This window comes from Nocardioides eburneiflavus, from assembly GCF_004785795.1.
GTDB lineage: Bacteria > Actinomycetota > Actinomycetes > Propionibacteriales > Nocardioidaceae > Nocardioides > Nocardioides eburneiflavus.
The window spans coordinates 4933827-4948845 of sequence record NZ_SRRO01000001.1; the positions used below are offsets into that span (position 1 = coordinate 4933827).

19 protein-coding genes and 1 riboswitch are annotated in these 15019 nt (G+C 72.2%); of the genes, 8 read left to right on the forward strand and 11 right to left on the reverse strand.

Translation table 11 applies throughout. The features are described from left to right. Nucleotides 1-56 precede the first annotated feature (56 nt). Nucleotides 57-1145 carry an IS110 family RNA-guided transposase gene (locus tag EXE59_RS23235; protein ID WP_135837073.1) on the reverse strand — a complete coding sequence of 363 codons (1089 nt, stop codon included), beginning with the start codon at nt 1143-1145 and terminating at the stop codon, nt 57-59. 135 nt (nt 1146-1280) lie between these two features. Between EXE59_RS23235 and EXE59_RS23240 the strand changes: the two genes are divergently transcribed. Beyond that, complete coding sequence (locus EXE59_RS23240; RefSeq protein WP_135837074.1) at nt 1281-1937, forward strand: TetR/AcrR family transcriptional regulator; 657 nt, start codon at nt 1281-1283, stop codon at nt 1935-1937. On the opposite strand, the gene EXE59_RS23245 is transcribed toward EXE59_RS23240, so the two are convergent. From EXE59_RS23245 to fabG, 3 genes are all read right to left on the reverse strand, one after another. Further along, nucleotides 1921-2943: a DUF3048 domain-containing protein gene (locus EXE59_RS23245; RefSeq protein WP_168218343.1), complete on the reverse strand. Its 1023-nt coding sequence runs from the start codon at nt 2941-2943 to the stop codon at nt 1921-1923. The two genes, EXE59_RS23240 and EXE59_RS23245, sit on opposite strands and share 17 nt — an antisense overlap. A 127-nt stretch (nt 2944-3070) precedes the next feature. Next, the gene (locus EXE59_RS23250; protein WP_135837076.1) at nt 3071-3628 is read right to left on the reverse strand and encodes a C40 family peptidase; all 558 of its coding nucleotides are present in this window, start codon (nt 3626-3628) and stop codon (nt 3071-3073) included. A 2-nt stretch (nt 3629-3630) separates the two neighbouring features. After that, nucleotides 3631-3793, reverse strand: a riboswitch (cyclic di-AMP (ydaO/yuaA leader). Between the two features lie 147 nt (nt 3794-3940). Then, on the reverse strand, nt 3941-4708 hold the full coding sequence (gene fabG, locus EXE59_RS23255) for a 3-oxoacyl-ACP reductase FabG (RefSeq protein WP_135837077.1): 768 nt from the start codon (nt 4706-4708) through the stop codon (nt 3941-3943). 129 nt (nt 4709-4837) lie between these two features. Here fabG and EXE59_RS23260 point away from each other — a divergent pair, with 129 nt between their 5' ends. Next, nucleotides 4838-5902, forward strand: coding sequence for a phosphatase PAP2 family protein (locus tag EXE59_RS23260; RefSeq protein WP_135837078.1), 1065 nt, complete (start codon nt 4838-4840; stop codon nt 5900-5902). On the opposite strand, the gene EXE59_RS23265 is transcribed toward EXE59_RS23260, so the two are convergent. The 3 genes from EXE59_RS23265 to EXE59_RS25025 all read right to left on the reverse strand — a co-directional run bounded on the left by EXE59_RS23265 (nt 5899) and on the right by EXE59_RS25025 (nt 9085). Then, the gene (locus tag EXE59_RS23265; protein ID WP_135841008.1) at nt 5899-6348 is read right to left on the reverse strand and encodes an HIT family protein; all 450 of its coding nucleotides are present in this window, start codon (nt 6346-6348) and stop codon (nt 5899-5901) included. The genes EXE59_RS23260 and EXE59_RS23265 overlap by 4 nt on opposite strands. 25 nt (nt 6349-6373) lie before the next feature. Beyond that, a complete protein-coding gene (locus EXE59_RS23270; RefSeq protein ID WP_135837080.1) occupies nt 6374-6745 on the reverse strand; it encodes a PH domain-containing protein in 372 nt (123 codons plus the stop codon). A 1428-nt stretch (nt 6746-8173) separates the two neighbouring features. After that, nucleotides 8174-9085 carry a matrixin family metalloprotease gene (locus tag EXE59_RS25025; RefSeq protein WP_342777222.1) on the reverse strand — a complete coding sequence of 304 codons (912 nt, stop codon included), beginning with the start codon at nt 9083-9085 and terminating at the stop codon, nt 8174-8176. 219 nt (nt 9086-9304) lie between these two features. On the opposite strand from EXE59_RS25025, the gene EXE59_RS25030 reads away from it, so the two are divergent. The 6 genes from EXE59_RS25030 to EXE59_RS23305 all read left to right on the forward strand — a co-directional run bounded on the left by EXE59_RS25030 (nt 9305) and on the right by EXE59_RS23305 (nt 13288). Beyond that, nucleotides 9305-9841, forward strand: a complete 537-nt coding sequence (locus tag EXE59_RS25030; RefSeq protein WP_210428828.1) for an excalibur calcium-binding domain-containing protein — start codon at nt 9305-9307, stop codon at nt 9839-9841. After that, on the forward strand, nt 9819-9998 hold the full coding sequence (locus EXE59_RS25035) for a hypothetical protein (protein WP_210429251.1): 180 nt from the start codon (nt 9819-9821) through the stop codon (nt 9996-9998). Before EXE59_RS25030 ends, EXE59_RS25035 begins: the two co-directional genes overlap by 23 nt. A gap of 18 nt (nt 9999-10016) precedes the next feature. Further along, nucleotides 10017-10535: a putative immunity protein gene (locus tag EXE59_RS23290; protein WP_135837084.1), complete on the forward strand. Its 519-nt coding sequence runs from the start codon at nt 10017-10019 to the stop codon at nt 10533-10535. Between the two features lie 103 nt (nt 10536-10638). Next, nucleotides 10639-11238, forward strand: coding sequence for a SigE family RNA polymerase sigma factor (locus tag EXE59_RS23295; protein ID WP_135837085.1), 600 nt, complete (start codon nt 10639-10641; stop codon nt 11236-11238). A 1-nt stretch (nt 11239) separates the two neighbouring features. Next, nucleotides 11240-12385 (forward strand): hypothetical protein, encoded by a 1146-nt coding sequence (locus EXE59_RS23300; RefSeq protein ID WP_135837086.1) that lies wholly within the window; start codon nt 11240-11242, stop codon nt 12383-12385. A 30-nt stretch (nt 12386-12415) separates the two neighbouring features. Further along, entirely contained in the window at nt 12416-13288 is an 873-nt protein-coding gene (locus EXE59_RS23305) for a cobalamin-binding protein (RefSeq protein ID WP_135837087.1), read from the forward strand. A gap of 9 nt (nt 13289-13297) precedes the next feature. Here the strand turns inward: EXE59_RS23305 and EXE59_RS24925 are convergent, their stop codons facing one another. From EXE59_RS24925 to EXE59_RS23320, 4 genes are all read right to left on the reverse strand, one after another. After that, complete coding sequence (locus tag EXE59_RS24925) at nt 13298-13429, reverse strand: GNAT family N-acetyltransferase (protein WP_281280336.1); 132 nt, start codon at nt 13427-13429, stop codon at nt 13298-13300. 80 nt (nt 13430-13509) lie between these two features. Further along, nucleotides 13510-13788 carry a hypothetical protein gene (locus EXE59_RS23310; RefSeq protein ID WP_135841009.1) on the reverse strand — a complete coding sequence of 93 codons (279 nt, stop codon included), beginning with the start codon at nt 13786-13788 and terminating at the stop codon, nt 13510-13512. Between the two features lie 13 nt (nt 13789-13801). Then, complete coding sequence (locus EXE59_RS23315; RefSeq protein ID WP_135837089.1) at nt 13802-14425, reverse strand: class I SAM-dependent methyltransferase; 624 nt, start codon at nt 14423-14425, stop codon at nt 13802-13804. Further along, nucleotides 14422-15006 carry a GNAT family N-acetyltransferase gene (locus tag EXE59_RS23320; protein WP_135837090.1) on the reverse strand — a complete coding sequence of 195 codons (585 nt, stop codon included), beginning with the start codon at nt 15004-15006 and terminating at the stop codon, nt 14422-14424. The genes EXE59_RS23315 and EXE59_RS23320 overlap by 4 nt, the downstream gene beginning before the upstream one ends. Nucleotides 15007-15019 lie beyond the last annotated feature (13 nt).

Genomic DNA, 15019 nt, shown 5'->3' on the forward strand with positions numbered 1-15019 from the left:
GGTCGCTCCACGCGCTGCCACCAGGTGTGGTTGGCGACGAAGCAGATCGTGGGGTGTTAGTCCATGACGGCCAGGGACCAGCACCAGCCGGCCAGCTCGCGAGCGATGGCCACGTTGGCGACGTTGTGGGTCTTACGGCGGTCGATGAACTTCACCCACCGCTGGTGCAGACGACGGTTGCCCTCATCGCCGCGGACCCGTGCCTGGGCTGGGGCCAGGTCCCAGCGGTCGCGCAGAGCTTTCCCGACCAGGTAGCGGGCGCGGTGGTGCCAGGCGGCCTCGACCAGGAGCCGGCGCGCGTGGCCGTTGCCGGTCTTGGTGATCGACCCGCGGTTCTTCGACTCCCCCGAGGAGTGCTCGGTGGGGGTGAGACCGACGAAGGTGCCGATGGAGTTGCCGGTGAACCGGTGCCAGTCACCAATCTCGACCGCGAGCCCGAACCCGGTCAGGGTGCTGACCCCACGCAGACAGCCGAGCCGGCGCACGACGGGGGTGAACTCCGAGTCGGCGGCCATCTCCTCGATCGCGGCGTCGAGCCGGTTCCGTCGGGCCTTCACTGCGAGCACGGCCTCGTAGTCGTTGTCGAAGGTCAGCCGGGTCGCGGGCGCGGTCAGCTGGGGAAGCGCCTCGTGGCGCAGCCAGATGTCGTGCTTGCCGGTCCACGCCTGGCCGCCGTAGTAGACGATGCCGTGGCGCAGCAGCAGTTTCGAGAGCCGGTGCCGGGCCCGCATCAGATCGGCGCGGCAGTCCTCCCGGGCCCGGACCAGGTTGCGAGCGGCTTCCTGGTCCGGGGTCGGGATCGACACCGTCGTGATCTCGTCGAGGCGCAGGAGCTTGGCGAGATGGATGGCGTCCTTGGCGTCGGTCTTGACCCGATCACCCGCCGGTTTCTGCAGCTTCGACGGCGCGAGGACCTCGCACCGGATACCGGCAGCGGTCAGGTGCCGGTACAGCCCGAAACCGGTCGGCCCGGCCTCGTAGGCCACCGCCACCGATCCCGGCAAGCCGACCAGCCACGACTCGACATGCTCATAGGACGGGGTCAGCTTCGTCTGGAACAGCTCGCCCGTGACGCCATCGATCGCCGCTGCTGCGACAGATCGGGCGTGCACGTCGAGCCCAACACTCGTACGCTCGGTAAACACCGGGGCCTCCCACAATTGTCGGATAGGCCGAGCAGGCAGCCCCTGCTCGGTAACCCACGAATCTTGTGAGTGAGGCCCCGGCCCGCAACCCCATCACGCCGAAGGGGTCACGTCATACCGTCTAGGCTGCGGGCCATGAGGACCCGGCGTCAGCGCTTCTCCGACTCGACCAAGCGCGCGCTCGTCGACGTCGCCGAACGGCTCTTCACCGAGCACGGCTACTCCGCCACGTCGCTGGACGCCATCGTGGCGGGCGCCGACGTCACCAAGGGCGCGCTCTACCACCACTTCAGCGGCAAGCAGGCGATCTTCGAGGCCGCCTTCGAGCGGGTGGAGTCGCGGGCGACGGCCGGCATCGCGCAGGCGACGGAGGGCCACCAGGACCCCTGGCTCAAGGCCCAGGCCGGCCTGCGTGCCTTCCTCGACGCGGTGCAGGAGCCGGGCTACCGCCAGATCGTGATCTCCGACGGCCCCTCGGTGCTCGGCCACGAGCGCTACCGCGAGCAGGAGGAGCGCTCGACGTACGCCATCGTCGACGAGATCGTGCGTGCGGTCCTGACCGACACCGAGTGGGACCTCGACGACGCCATGCTCGACACCTTCACCCGGATCTTCTTCGGCGCCATGTCGGCCGCGGGCGGGTCCGTCGCGGTCAGCGAGGACGCCGCCACCGCGGCCTTGCGGGTCGAGGCCGCGATCGGGTTCATCATGGCCGGCCTCCAGCGACTGCTGGAGGACGGCACCGAGCCGCCCGACCCCGTTCGTAGGTCCGGGGCTACTTCGCGAACGTGACGTTGCCGTTGACCGCTGGCACGAGCTCCATCCACACGTGCCCGGCCGGGACCGTGAGCTCGCCGTCCTTGGTCGACAGCTCGATCGCGCCCTTCAGGCCGTCCTTGCTCCACGTGCCGCGGATGACGCGACCGCCGTGGAAGAGCAGCGCCGCGCCCTTGCCCTCGAGCTTGGTCTCGGGCACCGGGTAGCCGGCGGGGTCGCGGTAGCCGGCGTCGCCGACCTTGACCCGCAGCACGAGGATCGAGTCGGCGGGGAACTGGTCGCCCTGGGCGGCGTAGGAGTCGGTGTTGACGTAGCCGCCCTTCTGGAACTGCCAGCTGGTGGAGTGCGCTCCGAAGTCGGCCGTGAGGGTGCGGGCCTTGCCGCCCCTGGGCAGGTCGGCCGGCGTGCCCCACGGCAGGTAGGGGGGCGGCTCGTCCTCGGCCTTGAGCCGCTTGGCGATGTCGCCGAGGCGGGCGAAGAGGTTGTAAGGGGCCGAGCGCGTGGTCTCGCGGTAGACCCCGGCGTCGCCCTCGGTGATCCACGGGATGCCGGCGCCGTTGATGCGGTTGATCGTGACCGGGGCGGCACCGCTCGTCACGACGGTCGCGCCGTCGGGGACGATGCCGATGTCGCTGGCGCGCATCGAGCGCACCGGGCCGATGCTGGCCGGGACCTTGGAGTAGTAGAAGGCCGCCAGGCGGGTGTAGCCGCCCTCGACGAGCTCCTCGACGACGAGGTCGGCAGTGCCGAGCCCGACCTGCGGGGCGCTGGAGGACGTGTTGTCGACCTTGGTGACGATCACCGGGTGCTTGGGCGCCTTGCTCGTGCGCTCGAGGCCGGTGAGGGGCCAGTAGGTCGGCTCCGGCGGCTCGGAGGTCTCCGAGGCGGTGGGCTCCGACGGCTCGTCACCGGCCGGCGTCGCCTCGTCGTCCCCGCCGCTGCAGCCGGCGAGCACCAGCGACGCCGCCACGAGGACGGCGGCGACTGCCTTGTACGACGGGAGGTGGGGGCGGTGACGCACGGGGGGCTCCGTTCGAGCGGGGGATCTCTGCCTTGCAGTGTGGGGGCGCGCCTCCTCCGATCGGAGAAGGCGCGCCACAGGGTAGATCAGCCGGGACTGCCTACCAATCCGAGCCTGTCACGGGGATTCAGGCGCGACGCAGGGTGCCGCCGAACCACTGCGAGGTCCATGGCACGGCGACCCGGACCCGGTCGCCGGAGCCCGGCGCGTGCAGCATGACGGCGTGCCCGCGCGACCAGCGCAGGAAGATCGCGGCGTGGTAGACGCCGCCGCTGCCGTGGAAGAACATCAGGTCGCCGGCGCGCATGTCCTTCTTCGCGACGCGGCGGGCGTGACCGGCCTGGGCGCTCGACGTACGGGGCACGTCGAACCCGGCACGGGAGTACGCGTAGCGGATCAGCCCGGAGCAGTCGAAGCGGTGCGGCCCGGCAGCGCCGTAGCCGTACGCGTCGCCGCGCTGCCGCATCGCGACGTCGCGGGCGCCGAGGACGCGCTGTGCGACGCGGCGCTTGGCGCTGAGCCGGGTCTTCTGGGAGGTCGTGGTGGTGACCTGGTCGGTGTCGCCGGCTGCGGTGTCGGCGTCGCCGGCGGCGGTGGCGGGCAGGGCCGTCAGCGTCGAGGCGGTGACGCCGAGACCGGCGAGGGCGAGCGCGCAGGCTCGCGCCGTACGAGTGGTCGCAGGCATGGAGTGTTCCTTTCCCACGCCTGCGGGGTGAGCTGTCGGGTTGGGACTGGAAGGTGTCCCGCCGCGCACTCCGAGACGGGCGCGGCTTCACCCCGAGCCGACATGTGTCGGCGTGGAACCTGTGGGTCCCCCACTCCTGCCCTCGTGACTCGGGGGTACGTCCCGGTCGGGCAGGACTCGGCGTAGCCCGGGACGGATCGGTCTCCCGATCGCGATCCAACGTGGCAGGGGCCTCGCCCGGATGCAAAGCCGGCCACGGTCCCGAGCGTGGGACCGTGGCCGGGATCACGCAGATCCACGCTCGTCAGGGGCTCAGCCGAGCTTGCGGCCTCCGTCGACGTACAACGTCTGCCCGGTGATGAACGACGCCTCGTCGCTGCACAGGAACGCCGCGGCCGCGGCGATGTCCTCGGGCTGGCCGACGCGGCGGACGGGGGTGGCCTCGGCGTTGAGACGCTGGAGCTCCTCGGGCTCGAGCTTGAGCCGGCGCGCGGTGGCGTCGGTCATCTCGGTGACGATGAAGCCGGGCGCGATGGCGTTGGCGGTGATGCCGAAGGGGCCGAGCTCGATGCCCAGGGTGCGGGTGAGGCCCTGGATGCCCATCTTGGCCGCGGAGTAGTTGGCCTGGCCGCGGTTGCCGAGGGCGGAGACGCTGGAGAGGTTGAGGATCTTGCCGTACTTCTGCTCCACGAAGCGCGACTGCGCGGCCTTGGTCATGTTGAAGACGCCCTTGAGGTGGACGCCCATGACCACGTCCCAGTCCTCCTCGGTCATCTTGAAGAGCAGGTTGTCGCGGGTGACGCCGGCGTTGTTGACCAGCACGTGGATACCGCCGAGCTCGTCGACGACGCGCTGGACGGCGGCCTCGGCGGCGGCGGAGTCCACGACGTCGCAGCCGACGCCGATGGCACGCGCCCCGTCGGTGAGCTCGAGGCGGGCGGCCGCCTCCTGCGCGGCGGCCTCGTCGAGGTCGAGGATCGCGACGGACGCGCCCTCGCTGGCCAGGCGCTGGGCGATGCCGAAGCCGATGCCTCGTGCTGCTCCGGTGATGACGGCGACGCGACGGTCGTAGCGACCCATGTGAACGGCTCCTCGGGCTGGGTGACTGGGGCTCGGGTGACGGGCTGTCCCGGGAGGATCTCATGAGAGTTGTGGAGATCCGGCACAGGGACGCGACGTACGGGCCGAGGTGTGACTAGCGTGGCGCGCATGGGTCGGGGGGACTTCCGAGGCGCAGCCGCAGTGGCGGCCGCGATGGCCGTGGCGACGCTGGTGGTCGCCGCGGCGTACGACCTGCCCGTGCGGGACCCCGACGGGGTCTCGGTCCCGACGTGGGTGCGGCTGCCGCTCATCGTGCTGGCCGCCGTGCTGCTGGACGTCGTCGCGCGGTGGGTGCTGGCGCTGCGGGGTCGCGAGGGTCCGGTCACCGTGTCGGACGCGAGGTCGGTGCTGCGGTCGGTGGTGGTCGCACGCTGGGACCTGGCCCAGGTCCGTTTCACCCTGAGCGGCCTGCTGGCGTGGTACGTCGCCTACGTCGCATTCCGCAACCTCAAGGGCTACCTGCCGTTCGTCAACGAGCGCCTGTGGGACACCGAGCTCGCGCGGCTGGACCGTGTCCTGTGGCTGGGCCACGACCCCGCCGCCGTGCTGCACGAGGTGCTGGGCACGGGCTGGGCGGCCTGGCTGATGTCGGGCGTCTACGTGCTGTGGATCGGACTCGTGCCGGCGGCCCTCGCCGTCGCGCTGGTGTGGACGCGGCGCTCGCTCGCCGGCGAGCTCTACGTCACCGCCATCTCCTTCAACTGGCTGCTCGGGGTGGCGGTCTACTACCTGGTGCCGTCGCTCGGCCCGGTCTACTCCCGTCCGCAGGGGTTCGCCGACCTCTCCCCCACCTTCAACACCCGGGTGCAGGAGTGGCTGCTGCAGGACCGCGTCGACGTCCTCGCCGGCGCGTGGGACACCAGGGCCGTCCAGACCGTGGCCGCCTTCGCCTCGCTGCACGTGGCCATCACGGTGACCACCTGCCTGGTCGCGGAGGTGCTGCGGCTGCCGTCGTGGGTGCGCGTCACGTGCTGGACCTTCGCCGTGCTCACGTCGGTGTCGACGGTCTACCTGGGTTGGCACTTCTTCGTCGACGTCCTGGGCGGAGCGGTCGTCGGGGACGTCGCGCTCGTGCTCGCCGCCACGGCGACCGGTCACCCCTTGCGGCGCGAGCGCGTACGCCCGCGTGACGTCGTCGCGGACGTGGACCGCGAGCAGGCCGGGCGGGCCTAGCTGAGGGGCCGGCCCTCGGGCCGGCCGTCGGGCCGGCCGTCGAGTGCCGCGCGGAGACGGGCGGCGTACGTCTCGGGCTCGCCTGCGGCGTACTTCGTGCGGGGCCAGAAGAAGCCGCGCAGGCCGTCGCCCTTGGTGCGCGGCACGACGTGCAGGTGCAGGTGCGGCACGGACTGGCTCACCGTGTTGTTGACGGCGACGAAGGAGCCCTGGGCGCCGAGCCCGTCCTTGACCGCGGTCGCGATGCGTTGGGCGGCGAAGAGGAACGGGTCGCGCAGCGCCGCGGGGAGGTCGGGCAGGGTCTCGACGTGGTCGCGCGGCACGAGCAGGACGTGGCCCTTGAAGACCGGGCGGGTGTCGAGGAAGGCGACCAGGTCGTCGGTCTCGAGGACGAGGTGGCCGGGCACGTCTCCGGCGACGATCTGGCAGAACACGCATCCGTCCACGGACGGATCGTCGCACGCGGGTCGATCAGGCGTTCAGGACCGCCCAGGCGATGAGCTTGTCGAGCCGGCGGATGTCGATCTTCTTGTCGAGCTTGATCTTGATGTGCCCCGCCCGTGTCCACATCTCGAGCTCGGCGTTGAAGTCGAGCAGCTTGCCGGCGTTCTCGGACGACCACATGTCGATGCGGCTGTAGGGAAGTGAGTAGACCTCCACCTTCTTGCCCGTGAGCCCTTGGGCGTCGCGCACGACCAGGCGCTTGGTGGTGAAGATCGCTGAGTCCCGGAAGGTCTTGTAGGCCGCGACGGCCTGCTCTCCGTCGACGAGGAGGTCGTTGACGTCGGCGGGGACGGGGATCTCCTGGAGGAGGGTCCATGACGTGATCGCTGCGGTTTCCATGCGCGAGAGCGTCGCAGACGACAGGGCCGGCGCGTCGCGGATCACGCAACTTCGACAAGGTGGTCCTGATGGTCCGCGCGACCCATCCGCAGCGGGTCACTGTCGGTGGCGATCCCTACCATCGAACACATGACCGACACCCTCCCCGGGCTCGACGCGACCGGCCTCCTGGCTGCCGCGAGCGAGGCCGTGCGCGGGCGCCGGCTGGCCGAGGTCCGCGACCTCGAAGTCCTCGCCCAGTGGGCAGTGGTCCACTCCACCGACCCCACCGAGGGGCCCGACGGCGCACAGGCCCGACGTCTCGGTGACGTGCTGGTCCAGCTCGGCGGCGAGGGCACACCGGGTGTGCAGGACTTCTGCCTCGGTGAGATCGCGATCGCCCGGGGCACGGGCGTCACCGCCACCACCAACGCGCTGGCCGACGTGCTCGACCTCCAGCACCGGCTGCCGGCGACCTGGGCGATCGTCCGATCCGGCGAGGCGGAGGTCTACATCGCCCGACGGGTCGCGCGGCTCACGCGCCACCTGCCCGCCGACCGCGTCGGCGTCGTCGATAGCGCGGTCGCGAGGATCATCGCCCACGAGGCAGGCGGGCGGGTGCTCGCCGTCGCCGAGGGCAAGGTCATCGAGGCCGACCCGGCCCTGCACGACGAGCGCGTCGAGGCGGAGAAGGCCCGTCGCTACGTCGGCTCCGGGCGCACCGACGAGTACGGCCTGCGCACCGTGATCGCGCGCATCGAGGCCGGTGACGCCGTGTGGGTCGAGGCGACCGTGCAGCGGGCGGCCGACATCCTTGCTCCCACCCACCCCGAGGTCGGCGCCGACGAGCTGCGCGCCATCGCCTTCGGCCACCTCGCCCGCCCGGCCGAGCTCCTCCAGCTGCTCCTCGAGCACACCGACGACACCCTCCCCGGCACCGAACCGGCCGAGCCCGACCAGCCCGACCAGCCCGACCAGTCCTCGAGTCGTGCGACCGCGTTCCCCGCCGACCTCCTCGACGCTCTGCGCTCCCTCGACCTCACCCCGCTCGCACCGAAGGCCGTGCTGCACGTCCACCTCCACGAGGCGGCACTCGCCGGCGCCGATGCCGTCGCCCGGGTCGAGGGGCTCGGACCGACCTCCGTGTCCGCGCTGTGCGCGTTGCTGGGCCGCGCCCGGTTGACCGTACGTCCGGTGCGAGACCTGTCGTCGCGGGTGCGCACCACCGCCTACGAGCACCCCGAGTCCCTCAAGGAGCAGGTCTACCTGACGACCGGCGGGGACTACTGGCCCTTCGCCAGCTCCACCAGCCGCCGGGTCGACTACGACCATCCCACTCCCTACGACGACACCGGCCCACCCGACCCGAAGCATCCGCAGACGGGGTCGCACAACTCCGGCCCACTCGGCAGGCGGCACCACCGTTGGAAGACGCACGCCGGCTACCGATCACGCCAGTGCGGCCAGGGCCGCTATGTCTGGCTGAGCCCGCACGGGCTGGCCTTCAACGTCGACCACCGCGGAACCCGCGGCATCGATCCCCACCACGCGCGGGAGATCCTCGAGGCGCCGCCGGGCGTCGACCTCTACTTCACCTGAGCAGCTCGACCGTGGGTCCTGGGTGGCCTCAGGCCGAGCAGTCGAAGGTGGGGTCCAGCTCGCTGGGCCCGGGCGCAGCAGGCCCCGTCCCGCGAGCACGGGTCCGAACAGGTAGGCCAAGGCATCCAGGTCGCACTGGGAGAACAGCGGGTCCGGGGCGTCGCCGATCCAGCCGTACCCCATCAGGTCGGTGCTCTCGAGCAGGTTGGTGGCGTGGCCGAGGCCGAGTGCGTGGCCCAGCTCGTGGAGCGTCACGTAGTACAGGTACTCCGGCGTGTAGCTCTCCTCGGTGGCGAACTCCGAGGACACGATGATGTTGCCGCAGCCCGTGGCCCCGCAGATCGCGTACCCGGCGAAGACGACCCCGCCTGCGTGCGGCACGTAGTGCAGGACGATGTCGGCGGACCTGCGCTTGGAACCCGTCACGTCCGTCAACGTGATCTCCCCGTCGAAGCACGAGCGGAGCACCTCGTCCCACGACTCGATGGCGTCGCGCACGGCGGCGAGATGAGCGTCGGAGACGTTGGGCGCGGCCTGCACGCCGACCGTGAGGTGCGTGTCGTCCCACACGTACTTGTTGGGGTAGTAGTAGTTGAGGATCACCAGCTCCTCGGCGTCGGACTCGGGCAGGTTGCAGTCCACACCGCTGCCCGCGGTCGATCCCGGCTTGGCCGACGTCGCGGGCGCAGCCGCCAGGCCGAGGCTGCCCAGCAGGAAGGCCAGCAGGAGGGCCAGCACGAGGAGAAGTCGTCGGATGCTCATCGCGCGCTCCAGGGCGGTCGGGGGAGCTCGACCGAGAGCAGGCTCCCGGGGGGATCTCGACGCTACGCCGCCGGGACAGCATCGGGAAGAGCCGGCGCGCCCGCTCGTGCCGAGGACCACGCGACAGGGGGCGAGTTGGCGCGTTCTGCCACGCGCGCGCCCAGCCGGTGTGACCCTTGAGGAGTCAGCACCATCGTGATCCCGTGGGGGAACCGCACCATGACCACGCTCGTCCGCGCGCTCGCGCTTGCCGTCGTCTCGCTCGGCCTCACCGCCGGCCTCGCGATCGTGGTGCAGGCGCCCGCGTCGGCCTTCTCCGACCGCGACTGCGGCGACTTCCCGAGCCAGGCCGCCGCACAGAACTTCTTCCTGCAGGCCGGCGCGGGCGACCCGCACCGCCTCGACGACGACGGGGACGGGGTGGCGTGCGAGTCCAACCCGTGCCCGTGCATCGGCCGCGGCAGCACCGCGCCCCAGCAGCTGGCCAACACCCAGACGCAGCAGACCCACCGCGAGACGGGCAACGTCGTGCGCGTCACCGACGGCGACACGCTCCGGGTGCGCCTGCGCAGCGGCGCGCGTGTCGGTACGCATGCTCGGGATCGACACCCCGGAGCGCGGCCGCTGCGGTGCCCAGGAGGCGACGGCCAACCTCCGCCGGCTGGCCCCGGTGGGGTCGACCGTGCACCTGGTCTCCGACCGGACCCAGGCCGCGAAGGACAGGTACGGCCGGTTGCTGCGCTACGTGAAGCGTGAGGGCGGCTTCGCGGACCTGTCCTACCGGCAGGCGTGGAGCGGGTTCACCCGGCCCTACGTCTACGGCGGCAAGCCGGTCGCGCGGCACGGCACGTACGTCCGCGCGATCCGCGACGCGCGCGACCACCAGCGGGGCGCGTGGAACGGGTGCTGGTGACGCCGTAGCCTCGCCGTCGTGATCCTCCCGGCCGTCCGCGATCCCCGTCTGGTCACGGTCCGCCGGGGCGGCACGCTGACCGACGAGGGCCACCACGCCCTGGCCCTGTGGGCGGCCGCGTGCGCCGAGCACGTCCTCCCGCTCTTCGAGGGCTCCCGCCCCGACGACACCCGCCCCCGCGAGGCGATCGCCGCCGCGCGGGCCTGGACGCGCGGCGAGCTCTCGATGAGGCGTACCCGCGCCCTCGGCGGGCACGCGATGGGTGCCGCGCGCGACTTGACCGGCGCGCCCCGCTTCGCCGCGTACGCCGCCGGGCAGGCCGCGGTCGTCGCTCACGTCGCCGAGCACGACCTCGGCGCGGCGGCGTACGCGATCAAGGCGGCGATGGCAGCCGCTCCGGGGCAGGAGGAGACGGTGCGCCACGCGGAGTGCCGCTGGCAGCACGACCGGCTTCCCGCGACGGTGCGCGAGCTGGTGCTGGAGGACCAGCAGCGGCGCAACCCGATCTGCTGGAACGTGTTCGACCCTCCATCGTGAACAACGGTCGTGAGGAAAGGGCGTGGCCGACGCAACCTTCCACCGACGGCGGGAGTCTGGAGGGGTGGGACGGCACCACGGGGGTGCGGGGTGAGGGGGTGGCATGTTCTCGGGGACCGACAGGCAGGCACCCACGTTCGAGGAATACGCCGCCGTCTCCTGGCCGATGGTCTACCGCAGCGCCTACCTGCTGGCCGGCAACCACGCGGATGCCGAGGACCTGGCCCAGCAGGCGCTGATCAAGGCCCACCGTGCGTGGGCCAGGGTGAGCGCCTCTGACTCGATGAACGCCTACGTGCGACGGATCCTCACCAACACGTTCCTCTCCTCCAGGCGGCCGAAGGCGCGCCGGTTGGAGCTGCTGACCGACGAGCTCCCGGACTGGGGCGGCGCCGCCAGCGCGGCCGGGCGCCCCGCGGATACGCCGGGGGCGTCCGACGAGCTGATGGCGGTGTGGCCGCACGTCAAGCAGCTGCCGCGCCAGCAGCGCGCGGTCACCGTGCTGCGCTACTTCGAGGACCTGAGCGAGGCGGAGATCGCCGAGGCGCTCGGCTGCTCCCGCGGCACCGTGAAGTCCACGGCCCACCGCGCCCTCAAGAGCCTGAAGGCCGCGCTCGACGACCAGGACAGCCCGGCTTCCGACAGCCCGGCTTCCGACAGCCCAGCGTCCGACAGCCCAGCGTCCGGCAGGAAGGAGGCCTGACATGCACGAGGACATCGAGAGGATGCTGCGGACCGAGCTGCGTCAGGTCGCCGACGGCGTCGAGGTCCCGCCCGCGCCGGTGCTGGCCTCCCGACCGACGTCGCGCTTCGCCTGGCCACCGGTGCTGGCGGTCGCTGCCGCCGTCGTGCTGATCGCGCTGGTCGTCCTCGTGGGTGGCCCGTCCGACCGGGGCGGCCTGCCCCAGCCGGCCCCCCAGCCGACCGACGTGGTCACCGACGTGACCGACCCGTTGCCGGAGGCGGTGCCCACCGGGCGGCCCCGGGTGCCGTACGTGCTCGACCGGGTGGCGTACGTCGGCGACGACTCGTTCCCCGGCTTCGACGCGATCGACGGGACCGCCCAGGGCTGGCTGGCGGTGGAGCCGCCGTTCGTGTGGTCGTGGGGCAACGGCGGAGCGCCGAGGGGGCTGGACGTCGCCGTCGAGCAGCCGCCGGTCGTGTCACCCAACGGTCAGTTCATCGCCTACCTCTCCAGCGAGGGCGACCTGAACGGGTTCCAGACCGCACCCGACGGCGAGGGGATGGGCCTGCCCGTGCCGGTCCCCGTCCGGGACGACGACGGTGTCGGCACCCGCATCGGAGCCGTCACCGACGACGGCTGGGTGATCGCGAGCGGCCGGGGTGTCGGCGTCCTGTGGCGCCCCTTCGACGGCGCCGAGCCGGTCGACCTGACGCGGACGGCGCCCGGTCAGCTGGTGTGGAAGGCGACGCGTGCGGGTCTGGTGGTCGTCGACGGCAGCGGCGACGCCCGCGACCCGGGCGGCGACAACCGGGTCGCGGGCGACGGCCGGGTCTACCTGGCCGACCTGACGCCCGACGGCGAGCTGACCCCGATCGTCGACCTGCCCCACTTCGGGATCGCCGACGTCAGCGAGGAGTGGGTGGCGTGGGTGCCCCTCGAGCCGGTCGGGGGCGAGGTGGCCACGTTCGAGGAGATCCTCGTGCGTGACCTCGACGGCGGGAGCCAGGGCGCGCTCTCGGCGCCGCGGGGATGGCGCTTCATCAACACGGACTTCACCTTCGAGGACGCCCAGTTCCTCGTCGCCCGGGTGACCGACGGCCAGCAGCAGCGGATGACGCGCTGCAGCCCAGCGCTCCAGGAGTGCGTGCTGCTCGAGGCCCCCTGAGGTCCGGGCCGGGACGTCTAGGCTCTCCCGGTGCGCATCGTCTCGCTGATCCCCTCCGCAACCGAGATCCTGTTCGCCGTCGGTGCGGGCGACGACGTCGTGGGCGTGACGTTCGAGTGCGACCACCCCGCTGAGGCCCGGGAGCGGCGCGTCGTCTCGACGTCCGCGATGTCGGAGGGACTGACGCCGAAGGAGATCGACGACTTCGTCGCGGCAGCCATGTCGGCTGGTGAGGACCTCTACCGCCTCGACGCCGGAGCCCTCGCCGACCTCGACACGGACCTCGTCGTCACCCAGGACCTCTGCGCCGTCTGCGCGATCGACGTGACCACGGTCGACGAGGCGCTGCGCCACCTGGGCTGTCGGGCCGAGGTGGCGACGGTCGACCCGCACACCCTCGACGACGTGCTGGCGTCCGTGACCGAGATCGGCCGCTTGACCGGGCGGTCGGCCCGGGCGACGGCGCTCGTCGCCTCGCTCGAGGGACGGCTCGCGGCCGTGGCCGACCGGGTGGCGGGTCGCGTGCGGCCGCGCGTGCTGGTGCTCGAGTGGACCGACCCGCCGTTCGCGCCGGGCCACTGGATCCCGGAGATGGTGACCTCCGCCGGCGGTGAGCCGACTCTCGGCGTCGCGGGCACGAAGTCGACCCGCATCTCGTGGGACGAAGCCGTCGACTCGGCTCCGGACCTCGTCGTCTGCGCCCCGTGCGGCTACGACCTGGACGGCGCGGCCACGCTCGCGGAGGACGTACGCCACCGCTTCCCCGGCGTGCCCGTGTGGGCGGTGGACGCCGACGGACACTTCGCCCGACCGGGACCGCGGCTCGTGGACGGGGTCGAGGTGCTGGCCGGGATCCTTCACCCGGACGCCGCGGAGCCCTCGCCGTACGCCCGGCAGGTCTGACGACCGCCGTCAGCGCGTCTCGTCGCGGACGAGGACGTCGAACGGCCGCCCGTCCCGACGGGCTGCGAACGACCCGACCACCTCGAAGCCGAGGGACTCGACCGTACGACGTGCCCGCGCGTTGAACGACGCGACGGTCACGCGGAAGGCTGCCGGCGCGTAGCGGTCTCGGCCGTACGCCAGCCCGGCGGCGATCGCGGCCCGGCCCAGGCCCTGGCCGGTCAGCGACGGGCGCAGCCCTCCCCGGTGTCGAGGGCGGTGTCGTCGTAGTCCCAGCCGGGCACGCGACCGTCGGGGCCGAAGGACCGGAAGCCGATCAGCCGCTCGCCCGCCAGCACCGCGTGGAAGCCCAGCGCGGGGTCGAGCAGGTCATCGGGCGCGGCGCCTGTCATGTCGTAGACGTCGTAGGGCGGGTCGTAGCGCCAGGTCACCATGTCCTCGGCGTGGGCCCGGGTCAGCGGGACGATGCGGAGGGCGCCGGAGTCGACGGGATCGGGCACGACCGGCACCCTCTCACGACGCCAGTGGGCGGAGGCGGAAGACGAGGATGCCGAAGTAGGTGTCCATCCACTCCTGCTTGTGAGGGTAGCGGCGGCGCGCGTCCTCCGACAGCTGCGGCTCGGCGGCCGCCTCGACCCACAGCCCGGCTGCGCTGAAGGTGTTGAGCAGGTCGGAGACGGTGTAGGTCCGCTTGGTGAGCGTGACGTCCTCGTGCCACCGCGTGCGGTAGGTGTGGGCGGAGGAGGAGAAGTACTCCTCGGCGAGCGACGTGCCGTTCTGCTCGGCGCGCTCGGTGGCGTAGCGCAGGGGCTGCGTCCTGGTCAGCACGATGAACCCGTCGTCGGCGAGCATCGATCGCGCCGACCGCAGGGTCGCCACTGGGTCCGTGGCGTAGCCGAAGGACTGCAGGAGGAGGATCCGGTCGAAGGTGCGCCCGGCGAGCCCGGGCAGGGCGCCGAGGTCGTTGAGGTCGCCCTGCCCGAGCTCCAGCCCGCGTGGCCTCGCGTCGACGAATGCGCCGCTGCCGTCGACCCCGACAGAGCCGGCCGCTCCGTCCTCGACCAACTCGGCGAGCTTGGCGCCGTCCGCGAGCTCCGCCCACGCCCGGCCCGGATCCTCAGACTCCGGGCCGCTCACGCCGGGCTCCGGCGCACCACGCGCCGCCGCAGGGTGGGCGAGGCCACCACCTCGTAGCCCGCCTCGAGGAAGACCTGCAGCAACCCGACCGACGCCTCGTCCCAGATCACGGTCTTGCCCGGCGGCGGCTCGATGGGGTAGCCCTCGAGAACCCGGGCGCCGACCTGTCCCCCGTACGCGACGGTGGCCTGGGCGAGCTCGTAGGTCAGCCCGGCCTTGCGCCAGCCCGTCCGGACGACGAAGCACGTGACCGACCAGACGCCTTCGAGCTCGGGGTCCATCCGCATCCACGGCTGCTTGCGGCTCCAGATGCGGGGGTAGTTCTCCCGGGGCTCGACCGCGACCCAGCCGGCCGGCTCGCCGTCGACGTACCCGATGAGTCCCGAGGTCGGCCCCGCGGTGCCGCACGCCGTCTGCTCGAGCAACGCGGCGTCCCGCTGCTCCTGCGTGGTGTCGCGCCAGATCCAGCCGGGCACCTTCAACCCCTGGCAGCGGCACTTGTGCGCGCCGCTCGTGGCGAAGACGGCGTCGACGTCCTCGACCGTCGCCTGGTTGGCCGGGAGCCAGGTGAAGTCGGGCATGTCGCGACCCTAG